We start from the raw sequence: 17304 nt of genomic DNA, 5'->3' as shown, positions 1-17304 counted from the left end.
CCGCTGCGCTCGCCGGGCGTGGCCCGGCGCTACCTGGCCCCCCGCGCCCCGGTAGCGCGGGGCCATGCCCGGCGAACGGCAGACCCCCAACACAGAACGGCCCCGCTTTCGCGGGGCCGTTCCGTTTCACGCTCACCGGGCGAGGCCCGGCGTTACATCACTTACGCACCATGCGCGGCAAGCTGGCCCAGGCGCTGCACCGCGACCGAAACGGTCGGGTAGTCCAGGGTCTTCTGCTCGGCCAGTTCGGCCAGCATCGACAGGGTGAAGCGCAGGCTGCTGTCGTCTCGACCGATCCAGCTGGCGACCTTGGCTTCAGCGCTGCTGCCCTTGGTGCCCAGCACCTGGCCGGCCAGGTTACGGTGGTGCGCGGCCAGCTCGTCACGCAGCACGCCACGGGCAACCGCGTGCCAGCGGCCGTTGACCTCCAGCGCGTCGATCTGCTCGAACAGCCACGGCAGCTGCAGGGCATCGCCCAGGCGGAAGTGGATCTTCGACACGTCCACCGGCTTCAGCTTGCGGGTGCGGGCCAGTTCGATGATGTCGAACGCCGGTTCCAGGAAGTGCAGTTCGGCCAGTTGCTGGGCCAGCGCGGACGGCAGGCCCTTTTCCTTCCACTCGGCCACCAGGGCTTCGTAGGTCGGACGCTGCGAATCCGGCAGCACGCCCGAAGCAACGCGGATGTCGTTGAACGGACCCTGGTAGCGGTTGACCGCCTCGGTGATGCCCGGCATCGGGCCCGGGCGCGACAGCAGCCAGCGCACGAACGAACGCTGCAGCTTCCAGATCACTTCCAGTGCGTCGATCTGCACCGACTCCGGCAGGGTGCCGTCGAGGGCGTCGATCTGTGCCCACAGCGCGCGGGCATCCAGCGTTTCGCGGCTGATGGTGTACGCCTTGGCGACCTCGGCGATGGTGCGGCCGGTGTCTTCCTGCATGCGCATCAGGAAGGTGGCGCCCATGCGGTTGATGGTCTGGTTGGTCACGGCCGTGGCGATGATCTCGCGCTTCAGGCGGTGACGCTCCATCGCATCGGCGTACTTCTTCTGCAGCGGGGTCGGGAAGTAGCGCTGCAGTTCCTTGGACAGGTACGGATCTTCCGGGATGTCCGAATCCAGCAGCTGGGCGAACGCCACCAGCTTCGAGTAGGACAGCAGTACCGACAGTTCCGGACGGGTCAGGCCTTGGCCGCGTGCCTTGCGCTGCGACAGCTCGGCATCGGACGGCAGGAACTCGATCTGGCGATCCAGCAGGCCCTGCTGTTCCAGGGTGCGGATGAAGTGCTGCTTGGAACCCAGGCGCTTGACCGCCATCCGCTCCATCAGGCTCAGGGCCTGGTTCTGGCGGTAGTTGTCATTGAGCACCAGGTCGGCGACCTCGTCGGTCATCGACGCCAGCAGCTTGTTGCGCTGCTCGACGGTCAGCTTCTTGGCGCGCACCACATCGTTGAGCAGGATCTTGATGTTGACTTCATGGTCGGAGGTGTCCACACCGGCCGAGTTGTCGATGAAGTCGGTGTTGAGCAGCACGCCGGCCTGGGCGGCTTCGATGCGGCCCAGCTGGGTCATGCCCAGGTTGCCGCCCTCGCCCACCACCTTGCAGCGCAGTTCGCCACCATTCACGCGCAGGGCGTTGTTGGCACGGTCGCCGACATCGCTGTGCTGCTCGCTGGCGGCCTTGACGTAGGTACCAATGCCGCCGTTCCACAGCAGGTCGACCGGCGCCTTCAGGATCGCGCTCATCAGGTCGTTCGGCGACATCGCCTTGACGTTCTCGTCCAGGCCCAGCGCTTCACGCACCTGCGGGGTGATCTCGATCGACTTCAGGGTACGCGGGAAGATGCCGCCGCCCTTGCTGATCAGCTTGGCATCGTAGTCCGCCCAGCTAGAACGCGGCACGGTGAACATGCGCTCACGCTCGACGAACGAGGTGGCCGCATCCGGGTTCGGGTCCAGGAAGATGTGGCGGTGGTCGAACGCAGCAACCAGGCGGATGTGGCGCGACAGCAGCATGCCGTTGCCGAACACGTCGCCGGACATGTCACCCACGCCGACCGAGGTGAAGTCCTGGCTCTGGCTGTCACGGCCCAGCGCACGGAAGTGGCGCTTGACCGATTCCCACGCACCGCGGGCGGTGATGCCCATGCCCTTGTGGTCGTACCCGACCGAACCACCGGATGCGAACGCATCGCCCATCCAGAAGCCGTGCGCGATGGCCAGGCCGTTGGCGATGTCGGAGAAGGTCGCGGTGCCCTTGTCGGCCGCCACCACCAAGTACGGATCGTCCATGTCGTGGCGCACGACATCCACCGGCGGCACGATCTTGTTGTTGACGATGTTGTCGGTGATGTCCAGCAGGCCCTGGATGAACAGCTTGTAGCAGGCCACGCCGTTGGCGAACACCGCGTCGCGGTCACCGTTCACCGGCGGGGTCTTGGCGAAGAAGCCGCCCTTCGCGCCGACCGGCACGATGACGGTGTTCTTGACCATCTGCGCCTTGACCAGGCCCAGCACCTCGGTACGGAAGTCTTCGCGACGGTCCGACCAGCGCAGGCCGCCACGGGCCACGGCGCCGAAGCGCAGGTGGGTACCTTCCACGCGCGGGCCGTAGACGAAGATTTCGCGGTACGGGCGCGGCTTCGGCAGGTCCGGCACCAGGGCCGAATCGAACTTGAAGCTGATGACGTGGCCGTGCTGGCCGTTGGCATCGGTCTGGTAGTAGCTGGTACGCAGGGTCGCGTCGATCACGCCCATGAACGAGCGCAGGATGCGGTCCTCGTCCAGGCTGGACACGCGGTCCATCAGCTTCAGCAGCGCTTCGCGCGCGGCCTGCATCTGCGCATCGCGGTCACCCTTGCGGGCATCGACCACGGTCTTCAGCACCTTCTGGGTGGCGTCGTCGCCAGCGGCCAGCACATCGAAGTGGGCCTTCAGCTGGGCCTGGCCGGCCGCGATGTCATCCTTGCTCTCGTGGCCGGTCGCCGGATCGAAGCGGGCTTCGAACAGTTCCACAAGCAGGCGGGCCAGCAGCGGGTAACGCGAGAAGGTGCCTTCCACGTAGGCCTGCGAGAACGGCACGCCGGTCTGCAGCAGGTACTTGCAGTAGCCACGCAGCATGGCGACCTGGCGCCAGTGCAGGCCGGCGGCCAGCACCAGGCGGTTGAAGCCATCGTTCTCGGCATCGCCGTGCCAGACGCGGGCGAAGGTCTCGCCGAAGGCTTCATCGACGCGGCCGGCGTCGATGGCACCGGCGGTCGATTCGACCTCGAAGTCCTGCACGTACACCGGCGCGTTGTCGACCGACAGGCGGTACGGACGCTCGGCGATCACGCGCAGGCCCATGTTTTCCATCATCGGCAGCGCGTCCGACAGCGGGATGTCATCCAGCTGGCGATACAGCTTCAGGCGCAGGCCATCGCCGCTTTCGCGCGGCACGGCCTGCAGGCTCAGGCGCAGGTCGTCCGGGCCGGTCAGGGCGTCGAGCTGGCTGACATCATTGGCGGCAACGGCGGTGCTGTTGTCTTCGATGTAGCCGGCCGGCAGCGCCTTGCCGATGCGGGCGGCGATGCGCAGGCCTTCGGTCTCGCCATGGCGGGTGACCAGCGCTTCACGCAGGTCGTCCTGCCAGTTGCGCAGCACCTGGGCCAGCTTCTGCTCCAGTTCGGCGGTATCGACGTCGAGCATTTCGCCCGGCTTCGGGCGCACGATCAGGTGCACCTGGGCCAGCGGCGATTCGCCCAGCACGACCGAGCTGTCGACGTACTCGCCGTGCAGCGCTTCCTTCAGCATCGCTTCGATGCGCAGGCGCACGTCGGTGTTGAAGCGTTCGCGCGGCAGGTAGACCAGCGCGGAAATGAAACGGCTGTACTTGTCGCGGCGCAGGAACAGGCGGCTGCGCACGCGCTCCTGCAGGCCCAGCACGCCCATGGCGGTGCGCAGCAGTTCGTCCTCGCTGGACTGGAACAGTTCTTCGCGCGGCAGGGTTTCCAGGATGTGGCGCAGGGCCTTGCCGCTGTGGCTGGCCGGGGCCAGGCCGGACTGCGTCATCACGTATTCGTGGCGCTGGCGCACCAGCGGGATTTCCCACGGGCGACGGTTGTAGGCGCTGGAGGTGAACAGGCCGAGGAAGCGCTGCTCGCCGATGATCCTGCCCTTGGCGTCGAACTCCAGCACGCCGATGTAGTCCATGTAGCCGGCGCGGTGAACGCGCGAACGGGCATTGGTCTTGGTCAGGATCAGCGCGTCCTTCAGCCCGGACGTGGTGTTCAGGCCCTGCGCGGCCAGCGTCTTGACCGGGCGGGCGGCGGACTTGTCCTTGCCGCGCATCAGGCCCAGGCCGGTGTCGTCCAGCGGCGCCAGCACGTCTTCCTTGCCCTGCTTCTCTACGCGGTATTCGCGGTAGCCGAAGAAGGTGAAGTGGTTGTCGGCGGCCCAGCGCAGGAACTGCTGTGCTTCGGCACGCGAGGCATCGTCGACCGGCAGCGTGCGGCTGCCCAGGTCGTCGGCCAGCGCCAGCGCCTTGTCCTTCATTGGCTGCCAGTCGCGCACGATGGCACGCACTTCATCCAGCGCCTTGTTGATGGCCTGCTCGATGGCGGCCATGGCTTCGGCCGGCTGGCGGTCGATTTCCAGCAGCATCACCGACTCGGCATCGCCCTCGCCGACCTTGGCCAGCTTGCCGGCCTTGTCGCGGGTGAAGCGCAGCACCGGGTGGCCCAGCACGTGCACGCCCACGCCCTGCTCGGCCAGAGACATGGTCACGGTGTCGACCAGGAACGGCATGTCGTCGTTGATGATCTGCAGCACGGTGTGCGGCGATTCCCAGCCATTGGCCTTGGCGGTGGGGTTGAACACGCGCACGTTGGCCTTGCCGGCCTTGCGTGCACGGGCGAACTCCAGGGTGTCTGCCGCCAGCGCCGCCCACTCTTCAGCGGTGTGGTGCGGGAACTCGTCCGACTCCATGCGCTTGTAGAACGCGGCGGCGAATGCCACTGCCTCGGCCTGCGCGGCCGCGGGGTAACGCTTGCGCAAGGCCGTGTAGACCGGCTCCAGGGAGAAACCAGCGGTCACTGCGACCTCCGACTCAGCTGGCTTGGTTTTGTTTTTCACGGTCTTGGCTGCGGTTTTTTGCGGTTTCATGGCAGAGCGGGGCGCTTGCTCAGTTGGGAAAATGAAATTGTAGCCCTGTTGCAGGAAAAGGCCTTGCTGCAGGACGGAATAATGAAATGCCGGGTTTGCTGCGGTTTAGACGCCTATTCAGTTCGCACGGGTATGGCGTCCACCACCGGCATCGCGTTACCGACAGGATCGGCAAACCGTGTTACCGCAATAAGCGCGCACGGCGCCCGGTATCAGGACGGACAGGACTATTGGCACGATTCCACAATGCTGAACTGGACGGTATAGTCCACCGAGTGAACCCGGCCTACCTCCCCGCTGCCCTGGATGCGCGCGATCAGCGCGTGTTCGATGCCGTGCGCGAACTGCTGGCCCACCAGGGCATGCAGATCAGCATGGATGCGGTGGCCCAGCACGCCGGCTGCTCCAAGCAGACGCTGTATTCGCGCTACGGCAGCAAACAGGATCTGCTGCGGCGGGTGATGCAGCGCCACGTCGGCCACGCCACCGGGGCCATGGTCCGTGCACTCCGCACTGACGACCTGCGTGCCAGCCTTCTGCAGTTCGCCATCGACTTCCTGGAGCATTTCAACCAGCCGCACGTGGGACAGGCCTGCCGGGTGATCGCTGCCGATGCCGCGCAGTTCCCCGAAGAGGCGCGTACGCTGTACCGGCATGGTGCCGGCGCTTTGACGCTTCATCTTGCTGAATGGATTGAAACCGTTTGCATGCGTGGCCAGCTACGGCATGACGACCCGCACTTCATGGCCGAACTGCTGCTGAGCATGATCGCCGGTCAGGATTTCGACAAACAGCGCTTCCATACCCCCCATCGCGATGACGCGCAGCTGCGTCGGCGCTGGGCAGAATTCTCGGTCGACAGCTTCCTGCGCGCGTTCGCGCCAACGCCGTCACCGGCCCCCACTACAAACCAACCCCGGAGTTCCTCCTGATGACCGCCCCACTCCGCACCCTTGCCTTGACGTGCGCCGTTGCTGTCGCGCTGGCCGCCTGCAAGAAGCCGGAACAGCAGACGCCCCCGCCGCCGGAGGTGGGCGTGATCGACGCCAAGCCGCAGACCCTGCCACTGCAGCGTGAACTGGTCGGCCGCCTGTCGCCGTTCCGCAGCGCCGACGTGCGCGCGCGCGTGCCGGGCGTGCTGCTCAAGCGCGTCTACCAGGAAGGCAGCGAGGTCAAGCAGGGCCAGACCCTGTTCCTGATCGATCCGGCACCGCTGCGCGCCAGCCTCAACGCGTCCGAAGCACAGCTGGCCTCGGCCCGCGCGACCTACGCCAACGCCAAGGTCGCCGCCGACCGCGCCCGCTCGCTGGCGCCGCAGCAGTACGTGTCCAAGTCCGACCTGGACAGCGCCGAAGCCGCCGAGCGCACCGCGCTGGCCGCGGTGAAGCAGGCTGAAGCCTCGGTCACCTCCTCGCGCATCAGCCTGGGCTATGCCGAAGTGACCTCGCCGATCAGCGGCGTGGCCAACAAGCAGCAGGTCACCGAAGGTGCCCTGGTCGGCCAGGGTGACGTGACCCTGCTGACCACCGTGGACCAGCTGGACCCGCTGTACGTGAACTTCTCGCTGAGCGTGGACGAGCTGAGCCAGCTGCGTGCGCAGCAGGCGCGTGGCGCCCTGGCCCTGTCCGGCGACGGCAAGGCCACCGTCAACGTCAAGCTGTCCGACGGCAGCGCCTACGGCGAAGCCGGCACGCTGGACTTCTCCTCGACCACGGTCGACCCGACCACCGGCGCGGTCTCGCTGCGCGCGGTGCTGCCGAACCCGCAGAAGATCCTGCTGCCGGGTGCCTTCGTCAGCTTCCAGGCCAACCTGGGCGAGCGCAACAACGCCTTCCTGATCCCGCAGCAGGCCCTGCAGCGTGACAGCGCCGGCGGCTTCGTGATGGTGGTCGGCGCCGACGGCAAGGTCGCGCGCAAGAACGTGAAGACCGAAGGCGCGCAGGGTGGCAACTGGATGGTCAGCGACGGCCTGGCCGCCGGTGACAAGGTCGTGGTGGCTGGCGTGCAGAAGGTCAAGGAAGGGGCGCCGGCCACGGCCAAGCCCTGGACCCCGGGCCAGGATGCCAACGGCCAGCCCGCCGCCGGCGGTGCAGCCCCGGCTGCCGCCGCCGCAGGCGGCGCCGACAAGGCGCCGGCCAAGCCCGAGGCGGCCGACAAGGCCGAGCCGGCCGCCACCGAATCGAACAAGCAGTAACGGGAACCTTCCGTCATGCCTAAATTTTTCATCGAACATCCAGTCTTCGCCTGGGTGGTGGCGATCCTGATCTCGCTCAGCGGCGTGATCGCGATCCTCAACCTCGGCGTCGAGTCCTATCCCAACATCGCCCCCCCGCAGGTGACCGTCCAGGCCACCTACCCGGGCGCGAGCGCGGACACCACTGAAAAATCGGTCACCCAGGTGATCGAGCAGCAGCTGACCGGTATCGATCACCTGCTGTACTTCAGCTCGTCCTCGTCCTCCAACGGCCGTGCGCAGATCACCCTGACCTTCGAGACCGGTACCGATCCGGACATCGCCCAGGTGCAGGTGCAGAACAAGGTGTCGCTGGCCACGCCGCGCCTGCCTTCGGAAGTGACCCAGCAGGGCGTGGTGGTGGCCAAGGCCAACGCCGGCTTCCTGATGGTGGTCGGCCTGCGCTCGGATACCGGCACGATCAGCCGTGACGCGCTGAACGACATCGTCGGTTCGCGCGTGCTCGACCAGGTCTCGCGTATCCCCGGCGTCGGCAGCACCCAGCAGTTCGGTTCCGAGTACGCCATGAACATCTGGCTGAACCCGGAGAAGATGCAGGGCTACGGCCTGTCGGCCAGCGAAGTGCTGGCTGCCGTGCGCGCGCAGAACGTGCAGTTCGCCGCCGGTTCGCTGGGTTCGGATCCCTCGCCGGACGGTCATTTCACCGCAACCGTCTCGGCCGAAGGTCGCTTCAGCTCGCCGGAAGAGTTCGAGAACATCATCCTGCGGGCCAATGCCAACGGCTCGCGCGTGCTGCTCAAGGACATCGCCCGCGTCGCCTTCGGTGCCAACAACTACGGCTTCGATACCCAGTACAACGGGCAGGCCGCCGGTGCGTTCGCCATCCAGCTGCTGCCAGGGGCCAACGCCCTGAACGTGGCCGATGCCGTGCGCGCCAAGATGGACGAGCTGCAGCCGAGCTTCCCGGCTGGCGTCAGCTGGTTCTCGCCGTACGACAGCACCACCTTCGTCAAGATCTCCATCGAGGAAGTGGTCAAGACGCTGTTCGAAGCAGTGTTGCTGGTGTTCCTGGTAATGCTGATCTTCCTGCAGAACTTCCGCGCGACGATCATCCCCACCCTGGTCATCCCGGTGGCCCTGCTCGGTACCTTCCTGGGCATGTGGCTGATCGGCTTCACCATCAACCAGCTGACCCTGTTCGCGATGGTGCTGGCGATCGGCATCGTGGTCGATGACGCGATCGTGGTGATCGAGAACGTCGAACGCATCATGACCGAGGAAGGCCTGGCGCCGAAGCCGGCCACGCAGAAGGCGATGACCCAGATCACCGGCGCGGTGGTGGCGATCACCGTCGTGCTGGCAGCGGTGTTCATCCCCTCGGCCCTGCAGGGCGGTGCGGCCGGTGAGATCTACAAGCAGTTCGCGCTGACCATCGCCATCTCGATGGCGTTCTCCGCGTTCCTGGCGCTGGGCTTCACCCCGGCCCTGTGCGCGACCTTCCTGAAGCCGACCCATAACGACAACCCGAACATCGTCTACCGTACCTTCAACAAGTACTACGACAAGATCAGCGGGACCTACGTCGGCCACATCACCTCGGCGGTGAAGCATGCGCCGCGCTGGATGATCCTGGCGGTGGTGCTGACCGCGCTGTGCGGCTTCCTGTTCACCCGCATGCCGGGCAGCTTCCTGCCTGAAGAAGACCAGGGCTACGCACTGGCCATCGTGCAGCTGCCGCCGGGCTCGACCAAGGGCCAGACCAACGAAGTCTTCTCGCAGATGCGCGGCATCCTGAAGGACCAGGAAGGCTATGAAGGCCTGATGCAGATCGCGGGTTTCAGCTTCGTCGGTTCGGGCGAGAACGTCGGCATGGGCTTCATCCGCCTCAAGCCGTGGGACGAGCGCAAAGTTACCGTTCCGGAGTTCATCCAGAACATGAACGGCGCGTTCTACGGCATCAAGGAAGCGCAGATCTTCGTGGTCAACCTGCCGACCGTGCAGGGCCTGGGCCAGTTTGGCGGCTTCGACATGTGGCTGCAGGACCGTGGCGGCCAGGGCTATGAACAGCTGACCCAGGCGCGCAACATCCTGCTGGGCAAGGCCGCACAGGAGAGTGACAAGCTGGCCGGCGTGCGTCCGAACGGCCTGGAGAATGCTCCGCAGCTGGCGCTGCATGTCGACCGCGTACAGGCGCAGTCGATGGGCATGTCGGTGTCGGACGTGTACAGCACCATCCAGCTGATGCTGGCCCCGGTGTACGTCAACGACTTCTTCTACCAGGGCCGCATCAAGCGCGTGACCATGCAGGCCGACGCGCCGTTCCGCACCGGCCAGGAATCGCTGAAGAGCTTCTACAGCCCCTCCAGCCTGACCACCAATGCCGACGGCACCAACGCCATGATCCCGCTGAACACGGTGGTCAAGTCGGAATGGGTGTCGGCCCCGCCATCGCTGAGCCGCTACAACGGTTACTCGGCCATCAACATCGTCGGCTCGCAGGCCCCGGGCCAGAGCTCGGGTGAAGCGATGACCGCGATGGAAGACATCGTCAACAACGACCTGCCGGCCGGTTACGGCTATGACTGGTCGGGCATGTCCTACCAGGAAATCCTGGCGGGCAACGCGGCGACGCTGCTGCTGGTGCTGTCCGTGGTGGTGGTGTTCCTCTGCCTGGCCGCTCTGTATGAAAGCTGGTCGATCCCGGTGGCGGTGCTGCTGGTCGTGCCGCTGGGCGTGCTGGGTGCCATCGGCCTGTCGATGATCCGCGGCCTGCCCAACGACATCTTCTTCAAGATCGGCATGATCACGGTGATCGGCCTGGCCGCGAAGAACGCGATCCTGATCGTGGAGTTCGCGGTGGAGCAGCGTGCAGCGGGCAAGACCCTGCGCGATGCCACCATCGAAGCGGCCCGCCTGCGTTTCCGCCCGATCCTGATGACCTCGTTCGCGTTCATCATGGGCGTGATCCCGATGGCCATCTCCACCGGCGCCGGCGCCAACTCCCGCCACGCCATCGGTACCGGCGTGATCGGCGGCATGCTGTTTGCTACCCTGCTGGGCCTGCTGATGATCCCGGTGTTCTTCGTGGTGGTGCGCCGCATGCTGGGCGACAAGCTGGATGAACCCTCCAAGGAGTTCATGGAGCGCCAGCGCGACGCGGAAGCCGCACACCGTCCGGATCGTTGATCCGGCGGTAAGCTGAAATGAAAAGGCCCCGGAGCGATCCGGGGCCTTTTCTGTTGCAGGTTTCTGTAGAGCCGAGCCCACGCTCGGCTGCTTTTGCTTCCTGTAGAGCCGAGCCCATTCTCGGCTTCCTTTACCGAAGCCGAGCACGGGCTCGGCTCTACAGATGGCCAACGCCACGGCGCATCCACGCATGGGGGTGGATCTACTGGCCGCGTGAGCCAAGCATGGGCTCGGCTCTCCAGGAAGCTCCAACCCCTCAGCGCAGCAGCGCGATCACCGCACACACGGCCACGATCACCAGCGCCACCCACTGCATCGGCACAAAGAAGAAATGATGCGGTGCCGCCTCGCCCTTCTGTCGCGGCGCACGGTTCAGCCACAGGCCCAGCAGCACGTTCACGCCAGCGCCGATGCCACCGCCCAGCAGCACCTGCTGCAGCGGGATGTTGCCCTTCGGACCGTCGTGCGGGAAGAAGTACGCCAGCAGCAGGATCACCGCGATCGGTGTCACCAGCGTCATGAATCCCCAACCGCGATAGATCATCGTGCAGCTCCATGCAAAAAATGGGCTGCATTGTAGCGGGGCAAGGGCGGGCGATCGCTTTCTTTAGCGCCGAGCCCATGCTCGGCTGCGTGTACCTGAGCCGAGCATGGGCTCGGCACTACAGACATCCAATGCCACGGCGCTTGCATATCCATCGGCCGCGCCGCCATTGCGGCGGCGCGGCCGCTCGAACTCAGCGCAGGCCCGTCTCGTTGCGGGCAATCACCAGGCGCTGGATTTCCGAGGTGCCTTCGTAGATCTCGGTGATCTTGGCATCACGGAAGTAACGCTCCAGCGGCATTTCCTTGGAATAACCCATGCCGCCGTGGATCTGCACGGCCTGGTGGGTGATCCACATCGCGGCTTCCGAAGCAGTCAGCTTGGCGATGGCCGCTTCGTTGCTGAAGCGCTTGCCCTCGCCCTTCACCCAGGCCGCGCGCAGGGTCAGCAGCAGGGCGGCGTCCAGCTTGCACTTCATGTCGGCGATCTTCGCCTGGGTCATCTGGAAGGTGCCGATGGCGGCGCCGAAGGCCTTGCGGTCCTTCACGTATTCCAGGGTGGCCTCATAGGCGGCACGGGCGATGCCGATGGCCTGCGAGGCGATGCCGATGCGGCCGGCGTCGAGCACGCCCATGGCGATCTTGAAGCCCTCGCCTTCCTGGCCGAGCACGTCGTCGGCCTGGGCCACGTAGTCGTTGAACTCGATCTCGCAGGTGGCCGAGGCACGGATGCCCAGCTTCGGCTCGGTCTTGCCGCGGCCGAAGCCGGCGTTGTCGGTGTCGATAAGGAAGGCGGTGATGCCGCGCGCGCCCTTGTCCGGCTCGCTCATCGCGAACAGCACGATGTACTTGGCCACCGGGCCGGAGGTGATCCAGCTCTTCTTGCCGTTGATGACATAGGTACCGTCGGCCTGTTTGACTGCGCGGCAGCGCATGGCCGTGGCATCCGAACCGGACTGCGGCTCGGTCAGGGCGAACGCACCGATGGCCTCGCCTTCGGCGATGGCGCGCACGTACTTCTGCTTCTGCGCCTCGCTGCCATGGGTCAGGATGCCGTTGCAGAACAGCGAATTGTTGACCGACATGATGGTCGAGTGCGCAGCATCACCAGCGGCGACCTCCACCATCGCCAGCACGTAGGCCACCGGGTCCATGCCCGCGCCGCCGTACTCGGTCGGCACTTCGATGCCCATCAGGCCGTTTTCGCCCAGCAGGCGGATGTTCTCAAGGGGGAACTCGCCGGTGCGGTCATGGTGCTCCGCGCTCGGGGCGATCTTCTCCTGCGCGATGCGCCGCGCCACGTCCTGCAGCATCAACTGCTCTTCAGTAAAGCTGAAATCCACAACACCCTCCCAGGTACATGATGATAGGGGCCACGCACTGCGCGCCCAGGTGGCTCGATTGTACCGGGGCCGGGCAACGGCGGCTGACTTGGAGGGTGTGGCGGCTTGACCGGAACCGCCGCCGTCGGCGAATATATCTCTATATCGCGATAGGTAGATATTTATGGATCTGGAAGACTGGTCGACCCGCCTGAAGGTGTTCGCCGACGCCACCCGCGTGCGCCTGCTGGCGCTGCTGGAACAGGAAGAGCTGACCGTGGCCGAGCTGTCGGCGATCACCCGGCTGGCGCAGCCGCGGGTGTCGACCCACCTGGCGCGCCTGAAGGAAGCCGGCCTGGTCCGCGACCGCCGTGCCGGCGTGTCGGCCTATTACCGCTTCGACGATGCCCAGCTGGACCCGGCGCAGCGCGCATTGTGGCATGCATTGAGCAACGGAAGCGACGATCCGTTGCTGCGCCAGGATGCCGAACGCGTCGCTGCGGTGATGGCCAGCCGCGCCGCCGACCAGAACTGGGCCGACAGCGTGGCCGGCGACATGGAGCGCCACTACTCGCCGGGCCGCACCTGGGAAGCTTTGGCCCGCACCGCGCTGCCGCTGCTGGAAACCGGTGACGTGCTCGACATCGCCTCCGGTGACGGCGTGCTGGCCGAACTGGTGGCCCCGCACGCCAGCCGCTACGTCTGCATCGACACCAGCGCGCGCGTGGTGGCCGCCGCCAGCGAGCGCCTGCGCCGCCTTCCCAACGTGGAGGTGCGCGAGGGCGACATGCACGCCCTGCCCTTCAAGGACGGCAGCTTCGACCTGGTGGTGCTGATGCACGCCCTGACCTACGCCAGCAAGCCGGCGCAGGCCGTGGCCGAGTCCGCGCGCGTGCTGCGCCCGGGCGGCCGCCTGCTGCTGTGCAGCCTGGCCCGCCACGAGCACAAGGCCGCGGTGGAAGCCTATGGCCACGTCAACCTCGGCTTCAGCGACAAGGAACTGCGCAGGTTCGTCGACAAGGCCGGCCTGCAGGTTTCCAGCCTGGAAACCGTGACCCGCGAAAAACGCCCGCCGCATTTCGAAGTCATCTCGCTGATCGCCAACAAGCCCTGAGGTCGCCGTGTCCGCCCTGCCCTGGCTGCATCCCGAACGTGCCCATGCCCTGCTCGCCGCACTGCGCGAACGCATCCTGATCATCGACGGGGCGATGGGCACGATGATCCAGCGCCATGACCTGCAGGAAGACGATTACCGCGGCGAGCGCTTCGCCGGCGGCTACGACCACGACCATGGCCCCGGTTGCGACCACGCCGCGCCGGAAGGCCACGACCTGAAGGGCAACAACGATCTGCTGCTGCTCACCCGGCCGCAGGTCATCGGTGACATCCACACCGCCTACCTGCAGGCCGGCGCGGACCTGGTGGAAACCAACACGTTCAACGCGACCTCGGTCAGCCAGGCCGACTACCACCTCGAACATCTGGTGTACGAGCTGAACAAGGCCGGCGCCGCCGTCGCCCGCGCCTGCTGCGATGCCGTCGAAGCGACCACGCCGGACAAGCCGCGCTTCGTCATCGGCGTGATCGGGCCGACCAGCCGCACCGCCTCGATCAGCCCCGACGTGAACGATCCCGGCTTCCGCAACACAAGTTTCGACGAGCTGCGCGACACCTACCGCGAAGCCATCGAAGGCCTGATAGATGGTGGCGCCGACACCCTGATGGTCGAGACCATCTTCGACACGCTCAACGCCAAGGCCGCGCTGTATGCGCTGGAAGAGGCCTTCGATGCGCGCGGCGCACGCCTGCCGGTGATGATCTCCGGCACCATCACCGACGCGTCCGGCCGCACTCTGTCGGGGCAGACCGCCGATGCCTTCCATGCCTCGCTGGCCCACGCGCGCCCGCTGTCGATCGGCCTGAACTGCGCGCTGGGTGCCGATGCCATGCGCCCGCACGTGGAAACCCTGTCCCAGGTGGCCGACTGCCATGTCAGCGCGCACCCCAATGCCGGCCTGCCCAATGCCTTCGGCGAGTACGACGAGACCCCCGAGGAAATGGCCGCCACCCTGCGTGGCTTCGCGGAGGACGGCCTGCTGAACCTCGTCGGTGGCTGCTGTGGCTCCACCCCGGACCATATCCGCGCCATTGCCGAGGCCGTGGCAGGCCTGCCGCCGCGCGCCCTGCCCGGCGCACAGGAGCAGCAGGCCGCATGAGCACTTCGCCCTACACCCGACTGTCCGGCCTGGAACCGCTGGTCATCACCCCGGACCTGCTGTTCGTCAACGTCGGCGAACGCACCAACGTCACCGGCAGCGCGCAGTTCCGCAAGCTCATCAAGGAAGGCCGCTACGAGGAAGCCGTGGACGTCGCGCGCCAGCAGGTGGCCAGCGGTGCGCAGATCCTCGACGTCAACATGGACGAGGGCCTGATCGATTCGGAAGCGGCGATGACCCGCTACCTCAACCTGATCATGTCCGAGCCGGACATCGCGCGCATCCCGGTGATGGTCGATTCCTCCAAGTGGAGCGTGATCGAGGCGGGCCTGAAGTGCCTGCAGGGCAAGAGTGTGGTCAACTCGATCTCACTGAAGGAAGGCGAGGCGCTGTTCCGCGAGCACGCGCGCAAGGTGCTGCGCTATGGCGCGGCCGCGGTCGTGATGGCCTTCGACGAGGCCGGCCAGGCCGATACCTGCGCGCGCAAGGTGGAGATCTGCACCCGCGCCTACCGCATCCTCGTCGATGACATCGGCTTCCCGCCGCAGGACATCATCTTCGACCCCAACATCTTCGCCGTCGCCACCGGTATCGAAGAACACGACAACTACGCGGTCGACTTCATCGAAGCGACCCGCATCATCAAGCAGACCCTGCCGCACTGCCACGTGTCCGGCGGCGTCTCCAACGTGTCGTTCTCGTTCCGCGGCAATGAAACGGTGCGCCAGGCCATCCATTCGGTGTTCCTGTACCACGCCATCGCCGCCGGCATGGACATGGGCATCGTCAACGCCGGCGCAATGCCGATCTACGACGAGCTGGAACCGGAGCTGCGCGAGCGCGTGGAGGACGTGATCCTCAACCGCCGCAGCGATTCGACCGAGCGCTTGCTGGAGATCGCCGAACGTTACAAGGGAAAGAAAGGCGCGGTGAAGACCGAAGACCTGGCCTGGCGTGAAAAGCCGGTGGCGCAGCGCCTGGCGCACGCCCTGGTGCACGGCCTGGACGCCTTCGTGGAAGAAGACACCGAACTGGCCCGGCAGGCCTCCAGCCGCCCGCTGGACGTGATCGAAGGCCCGTTGATGGACGGCATGAACGTGGTCGGCGATCTGTTCGGCGCCGGCAAGATGTTCCTGCCGCAGGTGGTGAAATCCGCGCGCGTGATGAAGAAGGCGGTGGCCTACCTGCTGCCGTACATCGAAGCCGAAAAGGCCCGCAGCGGCGACACCGCGCGCAGCAACGGCAAGATCATCATGGCCACGGTGAAGGGCGATGTGCACGACATCGGCAAGAACATCGTCGGCGTGGTCCTGGCCTGCAACAACTTCGAGGTGGTCGACCTGGGCGTGATGGTGCCGGCGCAGAAGATCCTCGATGCCGCGCGCGAACACCACGCCGATCTGATTGGCCTGTCCGGGCTGATCACGCCCTCGCTGGAAGAAATGAGCCACGTCGCCCGCGAGATGGAGCGCCAGGGTTTCGACCTGCCGCTGCTGATCGGCGGTGCCACCACCTCGCGCGCACACACCGCGCTGAAGATCGACCCGCATTACAAGGCGCCCACGGTGTGGGTGAAGGATGCCTCGCGCGCGGTCGGCGTGGCCCAGTCGTTGATCTCGCGCGACCTGCGCGAGGCCTTCGTTGCCGCCAACGAAGCCGACTACGCCGAGATTCGCGCGCGCCACCGCAACCGCGGCGATGCCAAGCGCCTGGTCACGCTGGAACACGCACGCGGGCAGAAGTTCCAGGGCGACTGGGCGAACTACATCCCGCCGGCACCGAAGCAGCCGGGCCTGCACGTGTTCGATGATTACCCGCTGGCCGAACTGGTCGACTACATCGACTGGACCCCGTTCTTCCAGGCGTGGGAATTGGCCGGCAAGTACCCGGCCATCCTCACCGATGAGATCGTCGGCACCCAGGCCAGCGAGCTGTACCGCGACGCACGCGCGATGCTCGACCGCATCGTCGGCGAGAAGTGGGTGCAGGCCAAGGCCGTTTTCGGCCTGTGGCCGGCCAACAGCGTCGGCGACGACGTGAGCGTGCAGCACCCAGAGGGCGAGACCACCCTGCACTTCCTGCGCCAGCAGGTGGACAAGCCGGCCGAGCGCCCCGACTTCTGCCTGGCCGACTTCATCGCCCCGGCCGACAGTGGCAAGCAGGACTGGATCGGCGCCTTCGCGGTGACCGCCGGCATCGGCATCGACGCCCACGTCGCGCGCTTCGAGGCCGACCATGACGACTACAACGCGATCCTGCTGAAGGCCCTCGCCGACCGCTTCGCCGAGGCGCTGGCCGAGCGACTGCACCAGCGCGTACGCACGGAATTCTGGGGTTACGACCACGCCGAGACGCTGGACAACGAGGCGTTGATCGACGAGCAGTACCGCGGCATCCGCCCGGCACCGGGCTACCCGGCCTGCCCCGAGCACAGCGAGAAACGCCGTTTGTTCGACCTGCTGCAGGCCGAAGCGAACGCCAGCATGGAGCTGACCGAGAGCTTCGCGATGCTGCCCACCGCCGCCGTATCGGGTTACTACCTCAGCCACCCGCAGAGCCAGTACTTCGTGGTCGGCCGCCTCAGCCGCGAACAGGTGAGCGACTACGCGCGCCGCAAGAGCGTCGACCGCGCCCAGGCCGAGCGCTGGCTCGCCTCCAACCTCGACTACGACCCCGAATGAGGCGGTAGCGCCGGGCCATGTCCG

At 66.3% G+C, this 17304-nt stretch carries 9 protein-coding genes; 6 read left to right on the top strand and 3 right to left on the bottom strand.

Features of this window, described 5'->3' with window-relative positions; all coding sequences use genetic code 11:
• Window positions 1-161: 161 nt before the first annotated feature.
• Window positions 162-5138, bottom strand: a complete 4977-nt coding sequence (locus tag NQ204_RS02990; protein WP_116865201.1) for an NAD-glutamate dehydrogenase — start codon at window positions 5136-5138, stop codon at window positions 162-164.
• A 275-nt stretch (window positions 5139-5413) separates the two neighbouring features.
• On the opposite strand from NQ204_RS02990, the gene NQ204_RS02985 reads away from it, so the two are divergent.
• Genes NQ204_RS02985 through NQ204_RS02975 form a run of 3 tightly spaced genes read left to right on the top strand, consistent with a single transcriptional unit; the run spans window position 5414 to window position 10518 of the window.
• Window positions 5414-6070, top strand: a complete 657-nt coding sequence (locus NQ204_RS02985; protein ID WP_116865200.1) for a TetR/AcrR family transcriptional regulator — start codon at window positions 5414-5416, stop codon at window positions 6068-6070.
• On the top strand, window positions 6070-7332 hold the full coding sequence (locus NQ204_RS02980; protein ID WP_256643034.1) for an efflux RND transporter periplasmic adaptor subunit: 1263 nt from the start codon (window positions 6070-6072) through the stop codon (window positions 7330-7332). Before NQ204_RS02985 ends, NQ204_RS02980 begins: the two co-directional genes overlap by 1 nt.
• 15 nt (window positions 7333-7347) lie before the next feature.
• Window positions 7348-10518, top strand: a complete 3171-nt coding sequence (locus NQ204_RS02975; protein WP_256643033.1) for a multidrug efflux RND transporter permease subunit — start codon at window positions 7348-7350, stop codon at window positions 10516-10518.
• Window positions 10519-10774: 256 nt separating this feature from the next.
• On the opposite strand, the gene NQ204_RS02970 is transcribed toward NQ204_RS02975, so the two are convergent.
• Both NQ204_RS02970 and NQ204_RS02965 read right to left on the bottom strand, forming a co-directional pair.
• Window positions 10775-11062 (bottom strand): hypothetical protein, encoded by a 288-nt coding sequence (locus NQ204_RS02970; protein ID WP_116864473.1) that lies wholly within the window; start codon window positions 11060-11062, stop codon window positions 10775-10777.
• 193 nt (window positions 11063-11255) lie between these two features.
• Window positions 11256-12404 carry an acyl-CoA dehydrogenase family protein gene (locus NQ204_RS02965; RefSeq protein WP_116864474.1) on the bottom strand — a complete coding sequence of 383 codons (1149 nt, stop codon included), beginning with the start codon at window positions 12402-12404 and terminating at the stop codon, window positions 11256-11258.
• Window positions 12405-12567: 163 nt separating this feature from the next.
• On the opposite strand from NQ204_RS02965, the gene NQ204_RS02960 reads away from it, so the two are divergent.
• Genes NQ204_RS02960 through metH form a run of 3 tightly spaced genes read left to right on the top strand, consistent with a single transcriptional unit; the run spans window position 12568 to window position 17280 of the window.
• Window positions 12568-13497, top strand: a complete 930-nt coding sequence (locus tag NQ204_RS02960; RefSeq protein WP_108769275.1) for an ArsR/SmtB family transcription factor — start codon at window positions 12568-12570, stop codon at window positions 13495-13497.
• A gap of 7 nt (window positions 13498-13504) precedes the next feature.
• Window positions 13505-14599, top strand: a complete 1095-nt coding sequence (locus NQ204_RS02955; RefSeq protein ID WP_116864475.1) for a homocysteine S-methyltransferase family protein — start codon at window positions 13505-13507, stop codon at window positions 14597-14599.
• Window positions 14596-17280, top strand: a complete 2685-nt coding sequence (metH, locus tag NQ204_RS02950; RefSeq protein ID WP_256643032.1) for a methionine synthase — start codon at window positions 14596-14598, stop codon at window positions 17278-17280. The genes NQ204_RS02955 and metH overlap by 4 nt, the downstream gene beginning before the upstream one ends.
• Window positions 17281-17304 lie beyond the last annotated feature (24 nt).

It is taken from the genome of Stenotrophomonas testudinis (genome assembly GCF_024499815.1).
GTDB lineage: Bacteria > Pseudomonadota > Gammaproteobacteria > Xanthomonadales > Xanthomonadaceae > Stenotrophomonas.
The sequence above is the reverse complement of the archived record's forward strand: the minus strand, read 5'-3'. Positions and strand labels throughout refer to the sequence as shown.